This is a genomic window from Fibrobacter sp. (genome assembly GCF_045601785.1).
In the GTDB taxonomy this organism is placed as follows: Bacteria; Fibrobacterota; Fibrobacteria; order Fibrobacterales; family Fibrobacteraceae; genus Fibrobacter.
Genome location: NZ_JAZSAF010000081.1, coordinates 36,241 through 61,864 on the forward strand (window position 1 = coordinate 36,241; position 25,624 = coordinate 61,864).

General features: G+C 51.3%; 18 protein-coding genes and 1 tRNA gene. 6 read left to right on the forward strand and 13 right to left on the reverse strand.

Features of this window, described 5'->3' with window-relative positions; translation table 11 throughout:
• Positions 1-3: 3 nt before the first annotated feature.
• From ACKI61_RS12695 to ACKI61_RS12740, 10 genes are all read right to left on the reverse strand, one after another.
• Positions 4-738 (reverse strand): DsbA family protein, encoded by a 735-nt coding sequence (locus tag ACKI61_RS12695; RefSeq protein WP_407458049.1) that lies wholly within the window; start codon positions 736-738, stop codon positions 4-6.
• A gap of 399 nt (positions 739-1,137) precedes the next feature.
• A complete protein-coding gene (locus ACKI61_RS12700; protein ID WP_407458050.1) occupies positions 1,138-1,914 on the reverse strand; it encodes a fibrobacter succinogenes major paralogous domain-containing protein in 777 nt (258 codons plus the stop codon).
• A gap of 21 nt (positions 1,915-1,935) precedes the next feature.
• A complete protein-coding gene (locus ACKI61_RS12705) occupies positions 1,936-3,501 on the reverse strand; it encodes a peptide chain release factor 3 (RefSeq protein ID WP_407458051.1) in 1,566 nt (521 codons plus the stop codon).
• 113 nt (positions 3,502-3,614) lie between these two features.
• A tRNA-Lys gene (locus ACKI61_RS12710) sits at positions 3,615-3,687 on the reverse strand.
• Between the two features lie 259 nt (positions 3,688-3,946).
• Positions 3,947-4,408, reverse strand: a complete 462-nt coding sequence (locus ACKI61_RS12715; RefSeq protein ID WP_073054307.1) for a 23S rRNA (pseudouridine(1915)-N(3))-methyltransferase RlmH — start codon at positions 4,406-4,408, stop codon at positions 3,947-3,949.
• Between the two features lie 178 nt (positions 4,409-4,586).
• A complete protein-coding gene (locus tag ACKI61_RS12720; protein ID WP_407458052.1) occupies positions 4,587-5,315 on the reverse strand; it encodes a metallophosphoesterase family protein in 729 nt (242 codons plus the stop codon).
• A 44-nt stretch (positions 5,316-5,359) separates the two neighbouring features.
• A complete protein-coding gene (locus tag ACKI61_RS12725) occupies positions 5,360-5,917 on the reverse strand; it encodes a hypothetical protein (RefSeq protein WP_407458053.1) in 558 nt (185 codons plus the stop codon).
• A 74-nt stretch (positions 5,918-5,991) separates the two neighbouring features.
• Complete coding sequence (locus ACKI61_RS12730; protein ID WP_407458054.1) at positions 5,992-7,614, reverse strand: cellulase family glycosylhydrolase; 1,623 nt, start codon at positions 7,612-7,614, stop codon at positions 5,992-5,994.
• 104 nt (positions 7,615-7,718) lie between these two features.
• The gene (locus tag ACKI61_RS12735) at positions 7,719-8,495 is read right to left on the reverse strand and encodes a TIGR03915 family putative DNA repair protein (RefSeq protein WP_407458055.1); all 777 of its coding nucleotides are present in this window, start codon (positions 8,493-8,495) and stop codon (positions 7,719-7,721) included.
• Positions 8,496-8,554: 59 nt separating this feature from the next.
• Complete coding sequence (locus ACKI61_RS12740) at positions 8,555-9,808, reverse strand: putative DNA modification/repair radical SAM protein (RefSeq protein ID WP_407458056.1); 1,254 nt, start codon at positions 9,806-9,808, stop codon at positions 8,555-8,557.
• A gap of 170 nt (positions 9,809-9,978) precedes the next feature.
• On the opposite strand from ACKI61_RS12740, the gene ACKI61_RS12745 reads away from it, so the two are divergent.
• Positions 9,979-10,608 carry a hypothetical protein gene (locus ACKI61_RS12745; RefSeq protein WP_088628353.1) on the forward strand — a complete coding sequence of 210 codons (630 nt, stop codon included), beginning with the start codon at positions 9,979-9,981 and terminating at the stop codon, positions 10,606-10,608.
• A 3-nt stretch (positions 10,609-10,611) separates the two neighbouring features.
• On the opposite strand, the gene ACKI61_RS12750 is transcribed toward ACKI61_RS12745, so the two are convergent.
• Together ACKI61_RS12750 and ACKI61_RS12755 are read right to left on the reverse strand one after the other, a co-directional pair.
• Positions 10,612-14,172, reverse strand: a complete 3,561-nt coding sequence (locus ACKI61_RS12750; RefSeq protein WP_407458057.1) for an InlB B-repeat-containing protein — start codon at positions 14,170-14,172, stop codon at positions 10,612-10,614.
• A gap of 100 nt (positions 14,173-14,272) precedes the next feature.
• A complete protein-coding gene (locus tag ACKI61_RS12755) occupies positions 14,273-15,907 on the reverse strand; it encodes a T9SS type A sorting domain-containing protein (RefSeq protein WP_407458058.1) in 1,635 nt (544 codons plus the stop codon).
• A gap of 112 nt (positions 15,908-16,019) precedes the next feature.
• Here ACKI61_RS12755 and ACKI61_RS12760 point away from each other — a divergent pair, with 112 nt between their 5' ends.
• From ACKI61_RS12760 to ACKI61_RS12770, 3 genes are all read left to right on the forward strand, one after another.
• Positions 16,020-17,555, forward strand: a complete 1,536-nt coding sequence (locus ACKI61_RS12760) for a DUF2914 domain-containing protein (protein WP_407458059.1) — start codon at positions 16,020-16,022, stop codon at positions 17,553-17,555.
• Positions 17,556-17,657: 102 nt separating this feature from the next.
• Positions 17,658-18,524 (forward strand): carbon-nitrogen hydrolase, encoded by an 867-nt coding sequence (locus tag ACKI61_RS12765; RefSeq protein ID WP_407458060.1) that lies wholly within the window; start codon positions 17,658-17,660, stop codon positions 18,522-18,524.
• A 41-nt stretch (positions 18,525-18,565) separates the two neighbouring features.
• Positions 18,566-19,591, forward strand: coding sequence for an agmatine deiminase family protein (locus ACKI61_RS12770; protein ID WP_407458061.1), 1,026 nt, complete (start codon positions 18,566-18,568; stop codon positions 19,589-19,591).
• Between the two features lie 307 nt (positions 19,592-19,898).
• Here ACKI61_RS12770 and murC read toward each other — a convergent pair whose 3' ends face one another.
• On the reverse strand, positions 19,899-21,314 hold the full coding sequence (gene murC / locus ACKI61_RS12775; RefSeq protein ID WP_407458062.1) for a UDP-N-acetylmuramate--L-alanine ligase: 1,416 nt from the start codon (positions 21,312-21,314) through the stop codon (positions 19,899-19,901).
• A 146-nt stretch (positions 21,315-21,460) separates the two neighbouring features.
• Between murC and ACKI61_RS12780 the strand changes: the two genes are divergently transcribed.
• Together ACKI61_RS12780 and ACKI61_RS12785 are read left to right on the forward strand one after the other, a co-directional pair.
• Entirely contained in the window at positions 21,461-21,643 is a 183-nt protein-coding gene (locus ACKI61_RS12780; RefSeq protein WP_407458073.1) for a type II toxin-antitoxin system RelE/ParE family toxin, read from the forward strand.
• 62 nt (positions 21,644-21,705) lie between these two features.
• Positions 21,706-25,563, forward strand: a complete 3,858-nt coding sequence (locus tag ACKI61_RS12785) for a DUF3857 domain-containing protein (protein ID WP_407458063.1) — start codon at positions 21,706-21,708, stop codon at positions 25,561-25,563.
• Positions 25,564-25,624: the final 61 nt, after the last annotated feature.

The following is a 25,624-nucleotide window of genomic DNA, read 5'->3' on the forward strand; positions in this document are numbered from 1 at the left end:
TAATTACTTGGCTTCCTTCAGGAGCTTTTCAACGAGATCCGGGCTGAAACGGTCCTGACGCTTGCCGTTGATGTAGAAGTTCGGGGTGCCCTGCACGCCGACTTCGGCACCAAGCTGGAAGTCCTTGTCGATACGGGCGTTCATGGCAGAATCGAGAACCATGTCCTTCTTAAACTGTTCAATGTTCAAGCCGACCTGCTTGGCCACTTCGATATAGATGGAGTCTCCGAGTTCGCGGCTATGCGGAGCGAGGGCGTAGCGGTATTCCCAGAACTTGCCCTGCTTGTGTGCTGCGATGGAAGAAGCTGCTGCGGCACGGGCGTTCGCATGGAAGCTGAGCGGGAAGTGCTTGTAGACGAACTTGATCTGGTCGGGGTACTTCTTGTTGAGTTCCTGCATCACAGGAGCGATACGGGAGCAGTACGGGCACTGGAACTCGGTAAATTCAACAATCGTGAGCTTCGGATTCTTGGTATTGCCAAAGACCGGGCTATCTTCGTCGGGGATATCCCAGACCTTGTTGTCCGCTTCCATTTCGGCACGGGCCTGTTCCAGGGAAATGCCGCGCTTGTCGAGGGCGTACTTGATGATCTCGAATTCTTCCTTGACCTGCTTGAATTCCTTTTCCAGGTTGTCGAGCCTGGCCTGCTGGTTGAACGAACCGCCAGCGGAAGCCTGATTGCAGGCGACGAGACCGGCGAAGCATACTGCGATAGCAACAATGGGGAGACGTTTCATGTTTTTCCTTTTTGATGTTAAAAAATCTGGGCAAGCGCAATACTCGCCTGTGTAAGGGAAATATACTAATTAGACGAGAGACAAAAGACGAGAGATTTGAGAAAATAAGTTGGAAGTAGGAAGTAGACTGTAGGAAGTGGTTAGGAATGTGTAATGTGAGATGAGAAATACGAGCGTCTTCAATGAACGACCATAAAGGGGGAAGTCTCCCCCTGTATCGCACTTCGTTGCTCCCCACCCCCTCGCCTAGGGGGACACCCCTAAAACCCCGATGGAAGGAGCCATGAAGTTCCACGGATTTGAAAAATTTTTGTTACAAATTCATTTAAAGAGTGTAAACGGGGAAAGCCTAAGGTTAGTCGTTTACACAGCAAACGAAGATTCTTAATTAAGAGCAACTTACCAATTCTTAATGCAACGAACAGGGTATGAATCATACACGTCATGTATGCACAAGCCCGCTGCGGCAGACCTATAATCCAAACACATATCGTATGCATCATAACGGGAATCAGCATACAATGTATTGCTCCAGAAATTCGCATGCAAACCTTCGGCAACGAAATTGTTACTAAGCCTGCAGCCGGCAGGAAGAGCCGAGAAAGAAAAAGCATCTACGCCGTTACCATCTTCATCGTTAAAAACATTCCAAGACCACCCGCTAGTTGACTTGAGCATAGCCCCCGCACTGGATTGTTCACCCACTGCAGAGAAAAGCGTTTCAAAGTCAACCTTGCTTGGCAAACTCCAGCCTTGCGGACAAGCATATCTTGCCGCATCCCACGTATAAAGACGACCGTATTTGGAGCAGTACCATGCAGAATCATTATAGCAGAAACTATTAGGCATTTCGTAATTGAGGTTCTCCGCCATCCATATCTGGGAACCGATTTTCACAGTTCGATAGGATTGTCCATCACGGGAATCCGTTAAAGTTCCTTCAGCACGCTCGGAAACGTTGTCGCTAGCGGAACTTTTTGCATCTTCCGAATCTGACGAGAAAGCGGCAGACGAATTGATTTCAGAATCACTTGAAAATACTCCCAAAGATTCTGCATTTGAGCTGCTGTCACCGTCACAGGCCGACATCATAAATGCAAACAACAGAGCGGCCCAGCATTCTATTTGGCACCTAAAGCTCAATCCAAGATGACATCCTGAATCATTTTTTTTCATGTTCTCGCCCCCCCCCTTCAGCTACCCCTGCGAAGTGGCAGCGAAGGTTAGGTTCTCGTAGTTCTTGATAGCAAGGTTCAGGCGATACTCGTTGGGGAACAGGCAAACGAGATTACGTTCCTTGTCCATCATGCAATCCATCGCATATTCTTCGGCGAATTTGGCCACATCGGCTTCGGGGCCCGACACCCAGCGGATTCCGTGAGCGGGCACGCGGTCCAGCGACACATCGGCGCCGTATTCGCTCTGCAGGCGGAACTTGAGCACGTCGAACTGCAACTCGCCCACCACGCCAATCACAGGAATAGCGGACTTGAGCGGTTCGTACAGCTGGGTTGCACCTTCTTCGCTCAGTTCGGCAAGGCCCTTCGCCATCTGCTTAGACTTAAGCGGGTTCAAAAGCGTTACGCGGGCGAAGTGTTCCGGAGCAAAATCCGGAATGCCGGTAAAGTTGATTTTTTCGCCATCGGTAAGCGTATCGCCGATGCGGAACAGTCCCGGGTCGTTAATACCCACGATATCGCCCGCCCAGGCGTGGTCGATAACTTCCTTGTCTTTCGCGAGGAACGCCGTCGGGGCGGCCAGGCGGATTTCGCGGCCTGTGCGCACATGGTAAACCTTTTCGCCGCGGGTAAAGCTGCCCGAGCAAATGCGCAGGAATGCCGTGCGGTCACGGTGTTTGGGGTCCATGTTCGCTTGAATCTTGAACACAAACGCGCTAAAGTCGTTTTCGTCGGGGCTCACCGGGCGCTTGTCGGTTTCGCGCACCATCGGAGGCGGCGCAAGCTTTGCAAAAGCGTTCAACAGCTGACGCACACCGAAGTTATTCACCGCAGAACCGAAGAACACGGGGCACATTTCGCCCTTCAGGAACTTTTCGTGGTCGAACGGGTCCATGGCACCGGTCACCATCTCGTATTCTTCCTTGAACTGGGCGACCCAGTTTTCGCCGCACATTTCTACGAGGCGCGGATCGTCCGGGCCTTCCATCTGGATGATTTCCTGATGTCCTTCTTCTTTATTGAAGGTGTGGAAGGTGTTTTCGGCAATGGAATACACACCCTTGAAAAGCTTACCCACGCCAATGGGGAGCGTAAAGGGGGCGACCTTGATTTTCAAGATGCTTTCGATTTCGTCGAGCAGGTCGAGCACGTGGCGGCCATCCAAGTCCATCTTGTTGATGAACGTGATGATGGGCGTATGGCGCATGCGGCACACGTCCATGAGCTTGATGGTCTGCTTTTCCACACCGTTCACGCTATCGATAAGCACGAGGGCGGCATCCACGGCGGTGAGGGCGCGGTAGGTGTCTTCGCAGAAGTCCTGGTGCCCCGGGGTATCAACCAGGTTGAACATGCAACCTTCGAACGGGAAATTCAGCACGGAGCTAGAAACCGAAATACCACGCTGCTGTTCAATCTTCATCCAGTCACTCACCGTGTAGCTGCGGTTCGCCTTGGCGCGCACGTGACCCGCTTCGCGAATCACGTTTCCGTACCACAGGAACTTTTCGGTGATGGTGGTCTTACCCGCGTCAGGGTGGCTGACAATAGCAAAAGTGCGGCGTTTTTCGATTTCGGAATTCATGGCGCCAAATATAGAATAAAGTGAATCCGGCGAAAAGTGCTGATTCCGGCTCAAGGCCGGAATGACTTGCAGGCAAAAAAAGAAAAACCGCCTCGGGGTGAGACGGTTTTAAGTGGATGATGCAGGGGTCGAACCTGCGACCCGCTGATTAAGAGTCAGCTGCTCTACCAACTGAGCTAATCATCCATAGTCGCTTAGGACGCGCACAATAATAGAAAAGATTTTTGACTCCGTCAAGGGGATATTCGAGCTTTTTTTTATAAAAAATCAAGAAAAAAACTTTTTTTGATGCGGGCGGGGCCCCAGCTCGGAGTTGCGAAGGCCGCACGGGCCCCTCCCTGCACCCTCCCCATCCTTGGCCAACGCTATTGCTTCCACAACGATATACAACATTGATTTTCATCAACGTCATTCTCACTTGCATTTTACACAATATTTTGAATTTTTATCTATGATGATAGGGGTGGTTTTGCATGACCATCTGGACGCGGTAGAGCTGTTCGGCAAAAAGCACGCGGGCATGGTCGTGGGTAAATGTCAGCGGAGAAAGCGAAAGGAGCAAGTCGGCGGTCTTTTTCAAGTTTTCATCGATGCCATACGCCGACCCGATCAAGAACACGATATTTCCCGGGAAACGATCACGCAAGGTGTCCGAAAGTTTGACCGTGTCCATCAGCTTGCCTTCTTCAGACAAAATAACGCGCTTGTATTCGGACTTCGGGAATTTCTTGTCGAACAGGGCCGCCTCTTGGGCCAAGGCCTGCACGCGGTCGTCTATCTTGGATTCCTTGAGTTCCACAACTTCGAGCGGATACACTCCCCCACGCAAACGCTTCACGTACTTGTCGACCTCGTCGGCAATAAACGGCGAACCCGCCTTACCAAAAACTGCTAGAACCCATTTCATAGAGGCATGAGCTCGGGCCTATCGGCCCTTTGGGCGATGAGCACGTTCCACCCTACGGGTTTCACTTTGAGCTTATAAAAAAAATTCATCTTTAACCTACTTACATCCTCAAAGCGAGCCTTTGCGAGCGACCTCGCTCCTCAAAGGGCCCCTGTAAGGGGACCGACCTCACAGCTATCTACCTTCCCACGCTTAAACGATCTATGAGGAAGCTCGGCATACCCGCCTTTTTCATGCGTTCCTGCGTCTCAAACACGTCGTAGTCCACGCGAATCAGGCGCACGCACTTGGTCTCGGTATCCAGCAGGCACCAGCAAGAGCGCGGGTCGCGGTCACGCGGTTGACCGACGCTGCCCACGTTCACCAGCAGGCGTTCCGTATCCTCGATTTTGTATTCATATTCGTCAAGAATCTTCGGAATGGCGTTCGGGCGGCTTGCGACAATAACCGGACTATGCGTGTGTCCCACAAAGCAGTAGCGGCCTTTAAAGTGGTCGAAAGCATCGAGAGCGTCTTCTAGCTCGGTCACGTACACCCAGTCCGCCGGGGAAAGCGGCGAAGCGTGCACAAAGCAGATGTCATTTTCTTCGCAGATGTATGGGAGTGCCCGCAAGTAGGAGACGGAATCTTCCGACAAGTGGTTCTGGGTCCATTCGATGGCCTGCTTGGCATAGGGGTTGAACCCGGCACTCGATTCATGCTTGATGGCCACGCTGTCATGGTTTCCAATAATGCATATATCCATGTTGTCCCGGGCAAGACGCACACATTCATCGGGGTCTGCACCATAGCCGACCAAGTCCCCAAGACAGACTTTCCTATCTACACCATTGTCCTTCATCGAGGCGAGAACCGCTTCGAAAGCGACCGCATTAGAATGGATGTCAGAGCATATTCCGTAAAGCATGGTTGCAATATAGCAAAAACAACTCAAAAACTCGCGTCGCAACTCTACGCAAGAGCACGCTGCAACTTGATAAACGCATTGACCGGATCGGCATAATTCCAAATTCCACCAAGTACTGAGACTCCATGGACCGGCAAAAGCTTTATTGCGTCCACGTTTTCCTGGTCAATCCCGCCAAAAACAATGAGCTGCGGGACATTCGAGGCCACACCGTTCTCGCCCGTCAGTAGTCCACCTACCCTTTCTGCACCAAGACAATCTACCGGCTCGTAAACGGACTGCGGTTGAAATACGGGTCCAACCAGGGCACCAGACACCCATTCAGGCAAAGTACCCAGCTCTTCCGGACGACGGCAAAAAGCAATGGTATTCACGCGCTTCCAGCGCTCCGGAACATTTCCCACAAGCGATGAAGCTTCGGTAACGCAACCTCGAACTTCCAGGCGCTCCGCAAGGTCGGGCGTTCCACGAACCCAAATGCGGTCGCGGCATTCCATCGGAAGCGACAGAAGCCACCGTTCGTATTCGTCATCTGTCGCATAGAAGCCACCAGAACGCCCCCGCTTCTGCAGAATAAGCCGAGTTAGGCCACGCGAAAACATGGCCTCAATGTCGTCAAACTCGGATGCAAAGTTGTCTGGAGATGTAGTTAGCCACAACCGCATCAGTCTGCCGTCTATTTGGAAATATCCTTGACGACCATGATGCCGCTGCGTTCAATCTTCGGATACTGGCGCATTCCTTCGCCGCCGCGCCCCTTGTCGAGAATTTCCAAAAGTTCGCCCTTCGAGGAATACAGGTGAAGCTCCCAGGGAGAATTCGGGGCATTGAAATAGCCGGAATTTTTCTGGACATTGCGCTGGAAGGTGCGGTTCAGGCGATCGGCGACGCTACGGGCCTGCACAAGCGAAATGTCGCTGAGTTCCCAGGAAATGGGTACGCCGCCCATGTCGTAAATCAGCAAAGCTTCCATGTCGGAAGACTCCTTCATGGTAAACTTCCAGCTGAAGTTCTGCCAGCTGGTACTCAGGTCCAGGATTCGTCCGTTGGCATACGGCGTGTACAGCTCGGCATCCTTCTTGATATTCACGTTCAAGGTGCGGGGCTTGTCTGCCTTGGCGCGCATGCTGAAAATATAGGTAACGCCTTCGCGGAGTGAAAGTTTCTGCTTGAACTGCAGATTCCAAGATTCCTTGCCCGCCTTCTTGATGTCAAAGCGGACAACGCCATCGTTGACCTTCACATCGGCCTTGCCGCCCCAGAAATCCACCTGCCAGTTGGACAGCGGATTTTCCTCGGAAAAATCGCCATTCTGGATCAGGTTCGTTCCCATGACCTGCGAACCGATGTCAAAATTTTTTTCTTGAATAAAATTCGGAATGACACTTGTGTTCTGGATTCCGTTCGGGTTGTCAACGCATACTTCCTTGCCCCAGCCTACAAGGGTATTGAAGGAACTGTGGACGGTCATGTCCATTTCGGGGCTATCCGAATTGCCCGGCCCCCAGCTCCAGGCGAGCCAACCGATTTTCAGGCGTTCCGCTTCGGACATGATAAACTTATAAGGAATTTCCTTGATGCCTCCTGCCGCAACGGGCGCAAATTCACCAATCACCAGCGGAAGTTTTTTCTCGACCGAAGCTTCAAGGACGCCAGTGATGCGTTCCTGAACGGTCGCGTAGCCAGTAGCCTTCGGGTCGTGGCGTTCCGACGGCCACCACATGTGTATCGAGAAAAGCAGATTGTGTTCAGGGTCCGCCTGCAAAAGCCTGGGGCCCACTTCGAGCAGGTTCTTTTCGCTTTGACCCCACTGGTCAGCGTCAATCATCAGGGGCACGCGAACGCCCGAAGCTCGCATTTTCGTAATAATAGCATTGTAGGCGGTAAAGAAATCGTCGGAATCCATCGACTCGGCCCCCGGTTCGTTACCGATGTTCACAATCAGGTACTGCTGATGGTTTGAAATGACCTGCAGCATCTCGTCGCGGAGCCAGAATTCCATGGCTTCAACAAGGCGATCCCAGTTACCTGTCGTGTCATGGATTTCGGGAATGGGAATCATTCCGTTCGAAATGCACTGCGTGATAATGTTGTCGAGATCGCTGACGCGTCCACGGGTGTTCCAGACGATTCGTACGCAGTTGGCGCCAGTTTTTGCAATTTCCGGGATCGTCTTTCCTTCTCGGTCGGTCCATATGAACATGTGGTTGATGCCGCGGAGGACAACCTTCTCATTGTCTTTGCTGTATAGAAAACGATCTTGTACAAAAAATCCCGGTTTTGCAGAAGCCATATTCATATAATCATAATCTCCATTTATTACAAAAGAAAAATACAATTATTTATTGAAATAGGCGTATTTTTTCCAAAAAACATCAAAAAAAAGGTTGTGACAATCTCATTTTACGTCCAACTGGGGGCAATTTGCCGCTCGGGCAGGTGATTCCAGTAACGAACCGGAAGACAAGACCGTAAAAGGCGGGGATTTTCGCGTTCCTTGATGGCAATCGACTTGTAGTAATCCTGCCAAAGCTTAACGAAGTCGTCTTTTGGGGTGGCCGCCTTGACCTGCTGCATGTTCGGAATGGTGATTTCAACTGGGCCCTGGGCTGGGTCCTGTCCGTTATAATAGACACCAAAACCGCGCTTCGAATCATAGATTGCCCAGCGTTCATTCGCAAAGCGCCCCCTAAAATGCCCAACCATCATACCGAGGATGTTGTATTTTGGCTCGATTTCTGCAAAATAGGTGCCGTCGGCGGTTCGATCGAACCGCAGCATGCCCAGCATGCCGCCTTCTTCACGGCGGACGGCACGGGCAATCATGTACAGCGGAAGCATCTCGTCGGAAGTCGGATTCTTCGCATAATGCGGATCCTTGCCGTCGAAAACCTTCCGGAGATAGGCAAGAATTTTCATTTCTACACCATCTTCTTCGGAGCACAGGACGACACGGAGCAGCTCCAGGATCTCGGCGCTCGCCTGGTTGACAATGGCCCGTCTAAGACGCTGGGCCGATTCAGCGGAAGTTTCTACGCGAAACGGCTGCATAAAAAGGTTGCAAGGGGCCGTACTGCGGTCCGAGCGGATTTCGCCGACATCAAGATGCTGCCGGTAGATTTCAAAGACAACGCTCAAGAATCCGTCAAAAGAAGAATCGTAAGATATGGAAAGAGACATATGTTCCTCGTTCGCCTTTCTCGCGGCCCATTCAGAGCTCGCCGAGAACAGGCGGAAATTTACGCAGGCAAAGACAATGGCTGCGGTGAACTGAACAGGTCCAGCTGCAAGGACTGCGGCTTGGGCAACAACAGGGGCCGCACCATTTCAGGGTACAGTCGCCGCAGACATGCAGGAGTATCGGGATGGTAAATAAAGTATTTGGCGCGTTTCAGCGCAACTCCCATCTTTTTCAGGTGTTCCAGGCGGATTTTAGAGAACCTGCGCCCCGAAGCGATCAGCTGGGCCGACTTGACACCTATGCCCGGAACGCGAAGGAGCATCTCGTAGTCAGCCGTCTGGATATCTACTGGGAAAAACTCCGGATGCCTAAGCGCCCACGCCGACTTCGGATCCAATTCCAGGTCAAGATTCGGATTCGACGGATCAACAATTTCGTCGTAGCCGAACTTGTAGAAACGCATTAGCCAGTCCGCCTGGTAAAGCCTGTGTTCACGAACAAGAGGCGGTTTCGTCGTGAGCGCGGGAAGCCGCTTGTCGGCATTCAGCGGCACATAGCCCGAAAAATAGACGCGCTTCATCTGCTGTTGCCTATAGAAGCTGTTCGAAAGCGTGAGAATCTGCAAGTCGGTCTCCCCCGCCGCCCCAACGATCATCTGGGTACTTTGCCCCGCAGGCAAGAACTTGGGCGAATAGCGGGAACGGTCAGCCCTGTATTCCAGCTTTTTTTCAGCAAGAAAGTTCATGGGCGTCATAATGGAGGCGTGGTTCTTTTCGGGGGCGAGGTATTGCAACGCCCTGTCGGTCGGGATCTCGATATTCACGCTGCTGCGGTCGGCATAAAGCCCCGCCTGGTACAAAAGCTCGCGACTTGCACCGGGAATTGCCTTCAGGTGAATGTAACCGCCAAATTTGTGGACGATGCGCAGTTCCTTGGCGACTTGAATCAGCATTTCCATGGTGCGGTCAGGACTGCCCACCACCGCAGAACTCAAGAAAAGTCCCTCTATATAATTACGCCGGTAGAATTCCAGCGTCAAGTTGATGAGTTCCTTGGGCGTGAACGTGGCCCGAGGGATATCGTTACTGCGGCGGTTAATGCAATAGGCGCAATCGTACTTGCAGGCGTTGCTCATGAGCACCTTCAAAAGCGAAATGCATCGCCCGTCTGATGACCAAGTGTGGCAAATTCCTGCACTACAGGCACTCCCGAGCCCGCCCTTGGGGGCTTGTCGCTTAGATCCGCTCGAAGAACACGACACGTCGTACTTGGCCGCGGCCGAAAGAATATTCAACTTTTCGCGAATGTCCATAAATGCCTTTTTGTTTAGTTGCACCTTTGTTCACTAAATATAAGTATAACTGCACAAAAAAGCAAGTGATATTTTCGGGTTCAAGCAAGCAAAAATGCATATTTTTACAATTAATTAATTTCGTTGGGCAGCCAAACTGAAGAATACTCAAGTTTTCTATATTCGCGAGCATGAAAATTCGCGCTACCCTGTTAACTTGTGCTTTATTCTTGGTAAATGCAAACTCCTCTGAAATTCACCCGTTTCTACGCGGATTTCTTCCCGCAGACGTAAACGTTTCGAGGGTCCTTGACGGGGGCAATTCCAAAACAGAGTATAGCACCGGTTTTACAGGCGAAGTTGGCGCAGAATTTTTAGCCGAAAAGGAATCTTCTCCATTCTACTTCGGTGGCGGAATCGGCTTTATGAATGCTCAGAGGAAAGACAAACTGAAACTGACGCCAAGCACTATTCCCATATGGGGGGCGCTTTCCCTGAGATCTACGAAAAGCTTTAAAGATATCGCACCCTACGGGACGCTGCGCGCAGGCTGGCTCTTGCCGGCAACTACCGCTAGTGCCTGGTGGGAAAAGCCAAAAAATTTCATGGTCGATGCGGGCGTCGGATTCCATTATGCCCCAGGCGTAGGTCTTGAATTTAGCTACACCTTTACAAGCCTCGAGAAAAGTTTCGAAAAGAAAGACTTGTCTTATAGATTCTCTTCGGGCAGATTTGGTGCTTCATGCTACTGGAGCTTCGAAATCACACACAAGCATAACTACGTGCCCAACGAGGGCACGACTCCTGAAGACGAAGAATAGTTACTAGCGTTTGATACCCGTACGGATGGACCGGGTCTCCTTGTGACCATCCGCGAACTTGAACTGGATTTTCCAGATGTAAACACCTGTTCCGGCTAGGCGGTTGTCCATGGTTCGCTGATCCCATTCAATGAAGCTAAGGCCTTCTTCATTTTTTTTGTTGAACTGCGCAACAACGTTCCCGAGATTACTAAAAATGGTCACTTTAGCCTTGTAACTCAGCCTAGCTTCCACCTTGACGGCAGACTTGCTGCCACGGGCTACTGCAGGAGCGCCCTTGAAGGTATAGATATAGATATCGCCATCGTCGCCTTCTATAGAGACTCCGCCAATGGCCGGTGCATTGCCAGCTGCATCCTGGAAGGGGGCTTCAGGATTCGTCATGAGGCAATGCCCCACGTGGATATTGACTTGGTGCGGAATCACCATGGTCCAGACCTTACCGGACTTGTCCAGCTTTGGACTTTGTTCGAGGGAAACTGGATGCATCTTGCCGTTGTCGCAGGATTCTGCATACTGGAACATATTGCTCCAAGCACTGCGTTTTTTGTCGAATGCTTTGGCTCCGCCTGGAATTTTTACGGGTTCAGACAAGGTCACCACCAATGTATCCGGCGGGATATCCGCCTTTCCATTCAGGTAATCCTTGTCCCTTATTACGCCGGGGTGTTTTTCCGCACGCACGGGCACGGGGCCAACCTTGTCGGATAGAGTTACCTTCTGGATTGCAGAAGACGTATTCCTGGAAATCTTGACAAATTTTTTGCCCGTAGAATCCACGGCGGTAACACCGTATTCAAAGGGGCTTTCTAGTGCTGCATAGATCCAATCGCCATCTTCGGAGATCTCCATGTCCCGGCTGGCCACTTCGCGACCATCATCTTCGGATTCTCCCCAGAACAATGTATCAATCTTTAGCTGTTCATGGAGAATGGACTTTGCGAAATGCACGCGCACAAAGTCGGCGCGGCCATCCAGATCCTGGTCCTGGATTTCTGCAGAAACCGCAGGAATGAACTCATAGAACACCACGATGGAATCTCGGCTATCCAAGGCAGAGTTGTCCTTGCCTATCTGCATACGGATGACCGCACGGTTGGCGTCGGCATCCAAATCCATTGCGGCATCCAGCACATCGTCCTTCTGGTCTTCGGTGCTAGTCACATACCTGAAGGAGCCTCGGCCCTCGAACTCGCCCGAATGAACGTCCGTCTCGATGGCGGGCACCCATAAGGTATCCTCCAGGTCCGTAAACAGAGCCACCGTGATGGTGTCTATCTTGCTGTAAGTGGGACTTACCGTATTCAGGCTGAAGGCAAAATCCACTTCCGTCGTTTCTACGGAATCGATATCCCTGACAAAGTCCTCTTCAAGGAACACGTATTCCACTTTGACAAAGTTCGCCGTCACGGAGCAGTCGTCACCGACTTTTACAGTAGTAGACAAAGATGCAGGTTCTGCGACAATACATTTTTTCGAAGTCGAAACCCACTTGTCAAAGACATAGCCTGTATCTTCAACGGCGCTAAGGCTAACTTTTGTGTCTATGTCTACAGTTCTGCTTCCAGGAGATTTAACGAGGCCGCCCGTACCGCCAGCAATTGTCACGTTTTGTGTCTTGACGAAATTAGCGGTAACTTTACAATCATCAGATACCTTTACAGAAGTCGACATACTGGTTGCTTTGGATATAACGCAAGACTTACTGGAGGATGTCCATTTGTCAAAGCGATAGCCAGAATTGAGTGTGGCAGAAATCGAATTCCGGAAGCCATTGTCGACAGTTTGGTTCTCATCCGGAGAAACTGTTCCGCCAGCGTCTATATTTGCACGAACAGAGAAGGTGTATGTTTTTACAAATGTTGCTTTCACGCTGCAATCATCAGACACCTTTACAGAGGTTGAATCGCTGGCTGTGTCGGCGATGACGCAAGATGCATTGTCAGAGGTCCACTGGTCAAAGCGGTAGCTGGAATCAGGTGTAGCCGTTATTTGAAGAGTTGCCCCCGAATCGATTGACATATATGTTGACGGAGAGGTGGTGCCTCCTGTGCCGGCGAATACATCTATATACTGGATCTTGACGAAATTTGCCGTTATATTGCAATCGGCAGAAACACTTACAGTAGTTGAATCGCTGGCTGTGTCGGCGATGACGCAAGACGCATTGTCAGAAGTCCACTTGTCGAAGCGGTAGCTGGAATCAGGTGTAGCGGTTATAGCATTGTCAGAGTCGTAATCTACAGTTTTTGTTCCTGCAGAAGATACGCTCCCACCCGTGCTGGCGGATACCGTCAGCTGTTGCGTCTTAATGAAATTTGCGGTTACGTTACATTCACCAGACACCTTTAAAGATGTCGATGCGCTGGCTATGTCGGCTATGACGCAAGATTCACTGTCAGAGGTCCACTTATCAAAACGATAGCTAGTGTTGGGAGTGGCTGTAATCGATTTCGAAGAACCCTTGTCAACAGTCAGGTAACCATACGGAGAAGTTGTTCCGGCATCCGCTATGTTCGGGCCTATTGCGAAGGTGTTTGTTTGCAGGAAGCTTGCCGTTACGGTGCAGTTGCCTTTGACAGTCACCTTCGTATAAGAGTCGGTCGGATCTGCGATAGTACAGCTGGTACTAGAGGACGTCCATTTGTCGAAACGGTAGCCGTATTGAGAAATAGATGCCGAAATGTCAACCTTTGAACCGGTATCTACGGTTTTAGACGTAAAGTTCGTTGACCCGCCGGTCCCCGCGACAAGTTTCAGTTCGTAGGTACGCACAAAATCGGCCCTTATCTTACAGGTTTCACGAACGTGAACATTCGTGGTTGCGGAAGTTCCATCAATAACATAACATGCACTACCGCCTGATACCTTGACCCACTTGTCGAAACGGTAACCGCTATTAGGTTTTGCCGTAACACTGACCTCAGCCGAACCGCCCGAATACGTTCTCTTGGTCGTTTCGGTAGTTGTTCCGCCAGTCCCCGCAGTAATCGTGAGCTCGTAGAACTTGTAATAGGAAGGCCTAATGGTGCAATCATCGTTAACCGTCACATAGGTGGTTGCTGCACTTCTATTCTCGATGGGGCAATTGGTAGCCTTACTCCACGTGACAAAGACATGGGTATTGTCGGGAGTAGCCGTGATTTTCACCTTTGTCCCCGCATCGACTGTTTTGGGGGAAGAGGGTGAAATTGAGCCGCCAGTGGCAGTGCCAATGGTCAGTGTTGGAGTCCTTACGAAGCTAACAGTGATATCGCAGAAACCACCTTCAGCTAAACTAAAACTTGTTGACTTATCATATGGATTAATAATATTGCAATTTGAACTTCCATCGAGCATTGTCCACTTATCAAAACGATATCCTGCCGAAGGTTTTGCCGTAATACTATTATCTCTACAATTACGGTCAAACGATCCTCCACCAAGGGATACTATTCTATGATGATCTTTTTCATAAGATCTGAGAAGACCTCCTTCGCTTCCAGATATACAAGAGATAGACCAAGCTGTGCTGCTCAACAGCAAAAGGACAAAGATGACTTTAGTTAGTAACAATTTTCTCATACTCACCACTGAATTTAGAATTATCTTATTCTTTTTTTTTGCACAACAAAAAAAAGACCCCGTAGGGTCTCATTTTATTTATCTTGGCTTGGAATTTGGACTATTTCACCAGAATCTTAGCGGTACGGGCGTAGCGCTCACTTTCAATGCGCACCACGTAGTTCCCCATGTTCAGGTGAGCGAGATTGAAGCTCTTGGAAGAAATCACCGATTCGGCGAAGGTTTCAACCCTGTGGCCCATCATATCGAACACCTGTACGCGAAGCATTGCGGGCTTCGGCAGCACAACCGTCAGTTCGTTGTTGACGAAACCGAATTCGAAACTCGGCACGACAGTAGCGACAATTGAAGACTTTTCGCTGCTGGAAGATTTCCCCTTCTTGCTGGAGGAGCTGCTTTCGTCTGTCGAGCTAGAACTCTTGGCCTTTTCGGAGCTAGAGCTCTTGGAGGTGGATTTTTCAGAGCTGGAGCTTGTAGGCTTCGTTGTTTCGCTGCTGGACGAAGTTTCCTTGCTGCTAGAAGAAACTGCCTTATCGGAGCTGGAAGAAACAGTCTTTTCAGAACTAGAACTTTCAGGTTTCGTCGTTTCGGAACTGGAGCTTGCGGGCTTCGTCGTTTCGCTGCTAGAAGAGGTTTCTTTACTGCTGGAAGAAACGGTTTCTTCAGAGCTAGACGATTTTGCAGAGCTAGAACTTTCGGGATCCGTCTGTTCAGAGCTGGAGCTGACAGAGCTGGAACTTTCAGGATCTTCTTCGGAACTGGAGCTCTGGCTGCTAGAAGATTCGCTCTCTACTTCAACAGATGCTTGAGCTTTAGCGGTGGTTTTGCCATCAGTAACTTCAATTTCGATAGTGTACATTCCATCAGGTGTATTTTTTGCAACAAGGCCCCAAACCTTTACGGTTAAGTCGTCAGCGTCTGCTGATGAAGAAAATTTTCCAGGCGGAACAGTTATGATTTTATAATCATTTGCGCCCGTAAACGAGAACACGACGGGTTTGATGGAGTCGCCGGCAAATACTTTTTGCGTTTTATTTTCGGTAGTGCTCACCGTAACCGGCTTGTCTGTGGAAACATCGAATGTAAGCAGGAGATCAAGCGTGTCTTTTTCGTTTTCGGCCTTTACGCCATAAATATGAAATTTATACACGTTAGGTATGGTGCTTTCCGGGAATTTCCCGCTAACAGTAATGATTTGGTTTTCATTATCCTTATCTACGTTGATTCCTGTAGGCTTACCGCTGTAAATGAATTTTTTGATGACGTAATATTCAATTTGAATGGTCGAAATGGCTTCACCAGCCTTTACGGACTGATTAGCTTCACCCTTGATAATTTTAAGAGTTGTAGGCCTTGCTGTTAAATTGAATGTGAATTCCGTAATGACAACTTTCCCATATTCATCTTCTATAATGATATAAGGGTTGATTGTTGTGGGAACAACAAGATTCCGTTTGATTTGTCCGGAAACCGTACAGTCAACTGTTTTTTCAGATTCGTTTGCGGTGCAAGAGGCCGTCAAGCCCAACTGGGTGAAGCCATCTGCTTTGTGCAGGCCTTTAGCCTTGGTGTACTCAATCTTTGTTTCTTTAATATTGTCGCCCACCATCACAGTCTGTTTAAGAGCACCCGTCTTGACTGTTTCTGAAATGTCTTGCGAAGGTACATACACTTCTTGCGCAAGAGCAGTGGTGGCAAAGAATAAGGCAATTGCCAATGAAATCATTTTTTTCATGATTTCCTCCTTCATAATTCCATTTTGACTAAAAAATTCAAACTTTTTGATATGGTAACCTGTGCTCCGATTAATATTAGCCCATTGGCCGTATTTTTTTTATTTTATGGGTATGCAATTCGTTGAAAAATTGCGGGAAAAACCCGCTGTTCAGAAATTAGAGAAGTTTTTTCCGGCTATAGCCTTTTTGGGCGGTTTTGCTTGGGATTCCATTACGCTAGGCCAGATGGTTTATGGCTCCGATATTCTGATTTTGCTGGCCTACTACACCGGCGCTCTTATTCTGGTAATCTTGCTTTCGGCGCAGTTGGAACACCCTGAAGGCTGGACCAAGGAACGTCTGCAGGCGCTCGCCAAGGCGCAAGCGAAGCCCGCTGTAGCAAAAACAGCCGCTCCGCAAACGGCTCCCGTCCAAAAATCGGCAAAGCAAGTTGAACCAACGGCCGAAAAGCCTGTTCTGAACCCCGTCGAGGAATCTATAGCCGATCCCGAAATAAAGACGGAAGAATCTCGTTTTAGAAGGGCCGCCGCATTCATCGCAGAAAAAACGCCCGCCCGCGCAAAAGAAGCCGCAAATCGTGCCGCCCAAGAAGCTAAAGAAGCCACAGCCAAAGCAGCAGCGCTCGCCTCGGCAAAGGCAAAGGAAGCAGCAAACCGAGCCGCCAACGAAGCAAAGGATGCCGCCGTCAAGGCAAAAGATGCCGCTAGCAAGTTCGCCAAGAACGTCGGTTACGAATCGACCGCCATTCCCGAAAACGCAATTGTCGTGCACCATCGCTTTTTGGACCGCGAATGGAGCAAAGCTTGGAAGCAGCGATTCACCTGGGCAGTCCAGTTCTGCTTCGGCGGCCTGTTCAGTGCCCTCGTGGTCTGCTACTTCAAGAGCAGCGGTTCGTTAGCTTCTTTCTTGCTGGTGATTTTGCTTGCTATTTTGCTTGTGGGTAACGAATTCTTGCAAAAAAAATACGAAAGCTTTGGCGTAAGCCTCGCGTTCTTCTGCCTGCTGGGCACCATGTTCATGAACTTCGCGATTCCGCACCTGGTTCACCACATAGGATTTATTTGGTTCTTCTTAAGCACGCTGCTCTCTTTTGGCATGTGCATTATGATCTGGAAAATCTCACACCGCAAGAAAACAATTCTCATCGCACCGGCCATCATCAGCATTTTCCTGATCGTTGCCTATATCATGAACTGGGTTCCCCCGGTGCCGCTCGTGCTCAAGCAAAAGATTGCATGCCAAAACTTCGACAAAGAAAGCTACAGCTGCGACATCGACGCTCCGAGTTTTCTGCAAAAGGTCGGGCTTAAAATTCCGAGCGTGCACCGCAGCGACAACAATGAAGTCTATTTTTTGACTTCGATCTATGCACCGGCAAAGCTTAAGGCCGAACTGGAATACCTGTGGTATCACCAGGACCCGAAAACCGGAAAATATCTGGTGGTCGACCGCATTTCTTCGGGACGCATGACGCTAAACGGAGGCCGCGAATCAGGTTTTAGGACATTCACTCGCAAAAAGAATATTCCTGCCGGCAAATATCGTGTGGAGGTTGCCTACAAGAATGGAGCCGTAATTGGTTCGGGCACATTCGAAGTATTCGACGAAACTTCTGAAGATGGCTTTGTCCGCGATACATTGAGGTAATTATGATTGATCCGGAAAACGATCCGATTTTAAATGCAAGTTCTATCAATAGTGAAGACTATTGGTTCTTGAAATTGAACAATAATAATCTAAATTTGGACCATGAACAAAATCAAGACAGCAACACTGCAGGGCAAGTGGACGGGCAACGGCCAAACCAATAACCAGTGGTACGTGGACCAGGCGCTTGCGCTCAAGGGCAAGGGAATCGACCTGGTCGTTCTCCCCGAAATGTTCCACACGCCGTATTTCCCGTTCGAGGAAAACGCCGACTTTTTTGACATGGCTATCGAAAAGGATAGCGATATTGTCAAGCAGTGGCAGGATATTGCAAAAGAAATCAATGCAGTCATCGTTTTCCCGTTCTTCGAGAAGCGCGCTCCCGGCATATACCATAACAGCGCCTTCGTTTTTGAACGCGACGGTTCGATTGCAGGCCTTTACCGCAAGAGCCACATTCCCGACGATCCGGCTTTCTATGAAAAGTATTACTTCATTCCGGGCGACACCGGTTTTGAACCCATCAAGACGAGCGCCGGTACGCTCGGCGTGCTGATTTGCTGGGACCAGTGGTTCCCCGAAGCGGCCCGCATTATGAGCCTGAAGGGCGCAGACATTCTGATCTACCCCACTGCCATCGGCTGGATGAAATCGGAACCCAAGGAAATCTACCCGCGCCAGCAGGACAGCTGGGTCACGGTGATGCGCGGGCACGCCATTGCGAACCGCACCTTCGTGCTTTCGGCAAACCGTATCGGTACCGAAGGCGAACTCACCTTCTGGGGAACGTCTTTCGTGGCCGCTCCCGATGGCTACTTGATTCACAAGTGCGACACCGATTTCTCGGGTGCAAGCATTGTAGAAATTGACCTGAAGGAAACCGAAGAAAATCGTCGCTGGTGGCCGCATTTCAGGGACCGACGCGTAGACCTTTACGGCGACATTCTCAAGATTTGGTGCGATAAGTAGAACGGGCTTCGCCCTACAGACGAAAGACGAGAGATGCTTTTATGGCAAAGACTTCTGTAAGATACCCCGCCGAATGGGAAGAACAGGCCGCCACGTGGCTCGCATTCCCCCACAACAAAAAGAACTGGTACGGTGAACGCGGAGAAATGATCCGCAAGTTCTATATCAATTTGATTCGCACGATTAGCGAATTTCAACCTGTGAACGTGCTGGTTCCTAAAAAGGATTTTTTGACGACGGAAGAAAAAATTGCCGTTGCCGACCGCCCCTATCCGGCCAGTTTCTTTACCATCAAGACAGATGACATCTGGATTCGCGATTACGGTCCGTTCTTCTTGAAGAAGGGAAAAGAAACGATTGTTTCGGAGACGGTCTTTAATGCCTGGGGCGCAAAGTTTCCGCCTTGGAAAAACGACAACGAAATTCCCGCGCGCATTGCCGACATTTTTGAATACAAGAAAGGCGTGAGTGTCCCGTACATTTTTGAGGGCGGCGCTATCGAAGTCAACGGCGACGGTCTCGGCATTACCACGCTGGATTGCCTGACGGGCAAGAACCGCAACGATGCGAAGGACATAAAGAATGTCGTCAAGGCTCTTTGCAAGGCATTCGGGCTCCGCGACATACTGGTACTCCCCCACGGTTTACACGGCGACCACACCGACGGACACATCGACAACGTGGCGCGTTTCGTGGCGAAGGACCGCATCGTGATGTGCGAAGCCACCGACAAGCGTTCCCCGAACAATATTATTCTGACCGAAGCAAAGTACTTGATCGAAACCTGGCTCAAGAGCCATTACGGCAAGTCGGCGAAAGTCGATACATTGCCACTCCCGCCGCAGCGCAAACTCGACGATGGCCAGATTCTGCCGGCCAGCTACATGAACTTCATCTATGCAAACGGGGCGCTCATTTTCCCGAAGTACAAGTCGCCGAACGACGCTGTCGCCAAACGCTACTTTGAAAGCGTGTACCCCGACCGCAAGGTCATCGGGCTGGACTGCCGCACCGTGATTGAAGAAGGCGGCAGCTTGCATTGCATGAGTAAGCATGAGTGTTTATAAGGCGTGGCCGACGCAGCCAGGACCTTGTCGATGAAGAACATTTGTTCTTTTTAACTATTTATCCTCACAACAAAAAAACTGTGACTTGAAAATCACAGTTTTTGAAGTGTTATAATTTACAAGAATTACATGATTTCTTGTTCTAATAATTGTTGCACATGTTGCGCAAAGGCCTGCAAGCTCGGATCTCGCGCACCCTATAAAGACCGAATCGGCTAGAATCAACAAGGGACTTCCCCAACGCCGATTCTCTCGCTGACACGACTCGTCAATACGAGTCGTTTTCAGCTCACAGCGATGGGTGCGCTTACATTAACTCTTCTTCGAGTAACTTCTGCACATATTGAGCGTAATTCTGCAAGCTCGGGTCACGCGCGCCCATCAAGAGAATCGTGTCGCCGGGTTGGGCGTATTCCACCATCTTTTCGGCGCATTCGTTGCGGTCAGCGATGTAGATGGCTTCGCAGCCCTTGAGGAGCAGGTCGTCGGCAAGGTCACCGGCGCTGATGTCGCGGGTGACGGTGCCGCCGGCATAGTAGATTTCGCTGAAGAACATCACGTCGTTTTCACGGTCGTCGTCAAAGTCCTTGGGGCGAAGCGTCTTCGCGATAAATTCCACAAGGTCTTTGCGCAGGAATCGCGTGGGGCCAAAGCCGTGAGGCTGAAACCAGGCGATGACGCGGCCTTCGGTAAAGTCTTGGGCGCTCCTGATGCTTGCGGCGATCTTTGCCGGATTATGGGCGAAGTCGTCCACTAGAGTTACGCCGTTGAAAGTCCCTAAAATCTGGTGGCGGCGGAACACGCCGGGGAATGTCGCAAGGGCGTCGGCGCAAGTATGCAGCGCAACGCCTGCGCGGAGGGCGGCAGCCGTTGCGGCCAGGGCGTTTTCCATATTGTGCTTGCCCGGGAGCGGCACCACGAACTTCACGAGTTCTGCATTGTGGCGCACGCGGAACTGGATAGAAGTTCCCACAGACTTGAAATCCGTACCCTGCACGCCCACATAGTTTTCAAAGCCAAAATCGAATTCGCGACCGGCGCTGAACTTTTTGGCCAGCGGGTGCGCATCGTTCACGATCAGAATCTTGCCGTTATCGAGGATATTGTGGCTGAACTTGAGGAAGATTTCCTGGAGTTCGTCCATTTCCTTGTGGTCCTTGTCGACATTCAGAATCAGGCCGATTTCAGGTTCGTAGCGGACCAGCGTTCCGTCGCTTTCGTCTGCCTCGACCACGAGCCATTCGCCCTTACCCGAAACGGCGTTACCAATCTTGCCTTCTTTCTGCAGGTTCACGAGGCCGGCTCCCGTCATCACCGACGGCTGGAGACCCGCATATTGCAGTATATGGTAAATCATAGCGGTCACGGTGGACTTTCCACTGGTGCCCGAAACGGCGATAGTCTTCGCCTCTTTAGAAATCTTTGCGAGCATCTCGCTGCGGTGCATCACCGGGATTCCCAGTTCCTTGGCGCGCTTGAGGTCCGGATTCGTATCTTCAATAGCGGTACTCACGACCACCGCATTCAAGCCTTCTACGACGCCCGAGCCATCCTGCGGAAAACACTTGACGCCACATTCTTCAAGCTGAGTCATCACAAGCGGCTTTTCTGCCACACCGAACTGGCGGTCCGAACCGCTAATAGAAACACCCTTGCCAACCAAATACTGCGCGATGGCACTCATGCCCACGCCCGCAACACCGATAAAAAAGTAAGATTCCATATTCGCAAATCTAGTAAAAGACGCCTATTTTAGCTATCAAGGGAGGGGAATCCCCAGGTTATAGCGCTTCGACTTCTGCCGGAGTAAGTCCAGAAACTGCCACGATTTTTTCCGTAGAATCGCCCAAGGCCTTAAGAGCCCGCGCCATTTCACGTTTTCCATCTGCGCGACCTTCTCATCAGGACCCTCTATTAAAGCTTATCGGCTACAGGGTCATTCCTATTGACAATTACCTGATGTTCTATGTAGTCAAGGACAAAGTCGTTCAAATTCATCGAATTCTTTACGCTAAACGAAACTACCTGCAGCTGCTGGGTATGGACGCATAATATTCCACTTTGGACTATAGAAAGGCGGGGCTCACGCGTCGCGATTTTTTATTTTTGTCATCATGAGCAATTCTTTGTTTGAAAAATTTGGTCGTATCCCCAGTTTTTGCGCCCCGCTGTTTGGGCTGTTATTTGTTGCATCTTTAATTTCTTGCGCCGGTAACGGAAAGCCGCTGACCGAATCGGACCCGCAGTCCGAAGGTTCGCAGGCTGCTAATTCCGGGAGCTATACCAACGACTATTTTGACGAAAGCTCGGCCACTCCTTCTGGCAGCGCCTCGAATTCCCCCCGCAAGAACGCACCCGGCGCTATCGGGAGCGACGGATTCAGCTTTACGCTGCCCGCAGGTGACTGGGCGCTCGTGGGCGATGACGATGAGAGCGCCCACGAGAGCGGCGTCCCCTACGAATTTTACAACGCGAGCACGGGACGCCGCGCGGTCCTGGTCGAAATCGAACTCCCGAAGGGCGAACCCATGCGACTCATGGACCGCGCCCAGATGGAAATGCAGGCTTTTGAATCGAGCGGCAAGAAGGCGACTCTCGCCGAGACCTACCCCGAAGAAAACTTTGGCGGTACAGGCGTATTCTTTGACGTTGCTGGCAAACGCTACGATAGCCCCTACGAGGCCGTCGGCTTTGTAACAGGCGCAGGGAGCCGCGTGTACACGCTCACGCTTTCTGCCACCGACACGCCGCTCCAGCCGGGCGAACTCAAGAACGAATGGAAGGAGTTCTTCGCGAACTTCAGCATGCGCGAAACCACCGCCAATGCAGGCCCGGAACTTTCCCCGAATAACGTGCAAAGCTTTGACTCCCCCACGCTCGGCTACACCTGGGCCGTCAAGGACACCCTCTGGCATCACTGGACAGGTATCGCCCGCCAGAACGACGATCCGGACCTGGTGCTCAGCAACAAGGCCGAAGACGTTTCGCTGTTCGTTTACGGGGCAACCGTTGAAAGCGACGCCGTCAATTCGCAGGATTTGTTCAAAGTGCTGCTCGTGCGCCTGGGTGTCGACCCCAACAATCCAACGCTCGAAATGCACCGCCAAAAGGTCGGCGACCGCTACGCGCAGGACTTTACCCTGACTCACGTGGTCAACAAGTTCGACTTCTACTATACAGGCCGCTATTTCTATGACGACGGCCGCGGAATCTTGATTGTGAGCTGGACCCAAGGCGTGAACAAGAAAAAGTACGCCAAGGTCATGCAACACGGTATCGAAGGCCTGACCGTCGGCGAAAATCCGGCCGCCAAAAACGCAGCCGCCGACCCCGAATCGGCCAAAAAGCTCGCCAAGTTCAACGCCGCCATCATGAGCCAGGTAGGCATTCTGCGCCTGCTCGAAAACCAGCCGCTGGTGGCGCTCAGCTACTTTGAACGCGCAAACCGCATGGACCCCGAAGAGCCTCTCTACCTGATCAACTGCGGATTCGTGTACCAGATGAAGGAACTTTACGGCCCGGGCATCAGCCACTTTGAAAGCCAGCGCGAACTGGTGCAAAAGAACGGCAAACTGCTCTCGATTTTGGGCGAAATGTACGAAGCCCTGTTCGACTACGGCCGCGCCCGCGAATGTGCCGAAGCAGCCCTCCGCTACACGCCGAACAATCCGGAATACGTAATCAACTTGAGCGACGCCCTCTGGGGACTCGGTCAGCGCAACCAGTCGCTGGTGGTCGTGCAACGCCTTTACGATACGCAGCCAAGCAGCCGCCTGGGCGTCTACCTCGCGAAAACTTACATGGGCCTTGACCAGTACGCCGAAGCCGTCGACATTCTTTACCAGGTGCGCCGCCGCTTTGGCATGAGCGTGGAACTCGGAAGCACCTTGATGGATGCCCTCATGTTCCTTGGCCGCTACGAAGAAGCCCGCGCCATTAGCGAAGAAACCTTGGCCAAGGACCGTAACGACTACAAGATTTGGACCACGCAGGGCAAGATTCTCTTCTACAGCCGCAACTACCGCGACGCCGAAAAGTCGCTCACCAAGGCGCTCGCCTTAAAGCCCGATAACGAAGACGCCAAGAGTTTCCTCTCAGCCACGAAGGCATTCCTCGGCAAGGCGGACAACCGCACGCTGCAAAAGCCGATTACGCCGGTGGAAGAACGCACCAAGAACCTGAAGGGACTCCTCAGCGAAAGCGCCAAGAAGCAGGGCACCGAAGGCGATTTTCCCGCCGTGGTGCATTACAACAAGCAGACCTTGAAAGCCGAAAAGGGCGCAAACTGGGTCCGCACCGACGAAATGCTCATGGAAATCCTCGACATTCGCGGCGCCGCCATCTATCGCGAATTCACTTTCGACTTCTTGCCGGGATTCGACCGCATTTACCTGAACGCCCTCGAAGTCTACGATAGCAACTGGAACCTGAAGCAGAAGGCGAACCTGAACGGCGCCTACATTACCTACGCCACCGAAATCGGCGGCCAGAACGAATCGCAGACGGCGCATTTCCCGCTCTCGGAACTGGAGCCGGGCGATTTTATTTACCTGCAGTTCAGCCGCACCAACATCGAAAATAAGGGCATGATCCCCTACACCGACTTCGTGAGCAGCAAGGACGTTCCTGTGGGCCAGTCCAGCTTCCGCATTTACGCCGATACCGCCCGTTTTGTGACCGAAGAATACGGCCCGCTCGAAAAGAAGGCCATCAAGGGCGGCATCGAATGGAAAATCGAGAACCCAGTCATTATTCGCAAGGAACTCTACATGCCCGTGTACCGCGACTTTGGCGCAGGCCTGATGCTCACCGGCAAGCAAGAATGGAAGAACGTGGGCGAAGATTACCAGAACCTGATCAAGCACCAGTTCAAGCAAGCCGTGAGCGTGCGTGAAAAAGCCCGCGAAGTCCGCGGCAGCAAGGCAAACGACAACGCCGTCAAGGCCATCGTGAACTTTGTACGCCACGATATTCGCTACCGCGACATTCGATTCGGTGGCCACAGCCTGATTCCGCAAACCGCCGAAGTAACGCTCAAAAAGCACCAGGGCGACTGCAAGGACATGGCGCTTTTGCTCAAGGAAATGCTTGAATCCATCGGCGTCAAGAGCTATCTCACAGCCATCCACCTGACCGAAGAAGGCTTTGCCGGTCTCCCGACTATCCAGCAGTTCAATCACATGATTCTCTACATTCCGGCGCAGGGTCAAGTCACCGAACGCTGGGTCGATGCCACCGACAAAACCGGCAACGATCGCCCTGTACCGCTCGACATGGAAGGCAAAGTCGCGCTCGTGATCAACGACGACAGCAGCCACGTGGTCACCACGCCGATTTTGGAAGACAATCAAGAGCACCAGATTGGTATCGAACACCGCCTGTTTATCGGAAACGACGGTGCCTGCGAATTCCGCGACTCGATTTCTTTGCAGGGTAAGTTCGCAAGCGTCATGCGTAACCGTTTCTTTGGCCGCGACGCCAAGGAACAGGAAAAGCTGATGGAAGACTTCTTAGCCTCGGGCATTCCTGATGTAAGCATCGGAAACATCCGCATCGAGAACCTCGCCGAATTCAACAAGCCGCTCGCCCTGATTGTGACTTACGCCTCCAAGGGATACTTCGGCCAGGGCGGCTCCGAACTCAAGGGCCGATTCCCGAACGTGTGGGAACGCAGCCTGTTCAAGCTCCCGAAGGTATCAAAGCGCCACCACCCAATTCGCATGCCTCACGAAACGCAGTTTGCATACAAATTAAGCGTTACGGCAGCAAGCGGCAAGACGGTCAAAATTACCGGCCCGAAGCCGCTTAGCCGCGACCCGGATTACGTGAGCTACGAGAAGAATTTTGACGGCAAGAACAGCATCAAGTGGACCACCTTCGCGCTTTACGCCGACCCGGCCGAATACAACAAGATTCGCGAGGAATGGACCTACTTGCTCAGCGAAACGAGCCCGATGATCGAAGTTAAGTAAGAAGTAGGAAGTAGGCAGTAGGCAGTAGACAGTAGGAAGTAGACTGTAGGCTGTTAGAAGT

Bases quoted from the DNA above. Each gene is read 5' to 3' on its own strand.
- ACKI61_RS12695 (WP_407458049.1), bottom strand. From the start codon at position 738: ATGAAACGTCTCCCCATTGTTGCTATCGCAGTATGCTTCGCCGGTCTC.
- ACKI61_RS12700 (WP_407458050.1), bottom strand. From the start codon at position 1,914: ATGAAAAAAAATGATTCAGGATGTCATCTTGGATTGAGCTTTAGGTGC.
- ACKI61_RS12705 (WP_407458051.1), bottom strand. From the start codon at position 3,501: ATGAATTCCGAAATCGAAAAACGCCGCACTTTTGCTATTGTCAGCCAC.
- ACKI61_RS12715 (WP_073054307.1), bottom strand. From the start codon at position 4,408: ATGAAATGGGTTCTAGCAGTTTTTGGTAAGGCGGGTTCGCCGTTTATT.
- ACKI61_RS12720 (WP_407458052.1), bottom strand. From the start codon at position 5,315: ATGCTTTACGGAATATGCTCTGACATCCATTCTAATGCGGTCGCTTTC.
- ACKI61_RS12725 (WP_407458053.1), bottom strand. From the start codon at position 5,917: ATGTTTTCGCGTGGCCTAACTCGGCTTATTCTGCAGAAGCGGGGGCGT.
- ACKI61_RS12730 (WP_407458054.1), bottom strand. From the start codon at position 7,614: ATGAATATGGCTTCTGCAAAACCGGGATTTTTTGTACAAGATCGTTTT.
- ACKI61_RS12735 (WP_407458055.1), bottom strand. From the start codon at position 8,495: ATGTCTCTTTCCATATCTTACGATTCTTCTTTTGACGGATTCTTGAGC.
- ACKI61_RS12740 (WP_407458056.1), bottom strand. From the start codon at position 9,808: ATGGACATTCGCGAAAAGTTGAATATTCTTTCGGCCGCGGCCAAGTAC.
- ACKI61_RS12745 (WP_088628353.1), top strand. From the start codon at position 9,979: ATGAAAATTCGCGCTACCCTGTTAACTTGTGCTTTATTCTTGGTAAAT.
- ACKI61_RS12750 (WP_407458057.1), bottom strand. From the start codon at position 14,172: ATGAGAAAATTGTTACTAACTAAAGTCATCTTTGTCCTTTTGCTGTTG.
- ACKI61_RS12755 (WP_407458058.1), bottom strand. From the start codon at position 15,907: ATGAAAAAAATGATTTCATTGGCAATTGCCTTATTCTTTGCCACCACT.
- ACKI61_RS12760 (WP_407458059.1), top strand. From the start codon at position 16,020: ATGCAATTCGTTGAAAAATTGCGGGAAAAACCCGCTGTTCAGAAATTA.
- ACKI61_RS12765 (WP_407458060.1), top strand. From the start codon at position 17,658: ATGAACAAAATCAAGACAGCAACACTGCAGGGCAAGTGGACGGGCAAC.
- ACKI61_RS12770 (WP_407458061.1), top strand. From the start codon at position 18,566: ATGGCAAAGACTTCTGTAAGATACCCCGCCGAATGGGAAGAACAGGCC.
- murC (WP_407458062.1), bottom strand. From the start codon at position 21,314: ATGGAATCTTACTTTTTTATCGGTGTTGCGGGCGTGGGCATGAGTGCC.
- ACKI61_RS12785 (WP_407458063.1), top strand. From the start codon at position 21,706: ATGAGCAATTCTTTGTTTGAAAAATTTGGTCGTATCCCCAGTTTTTGC.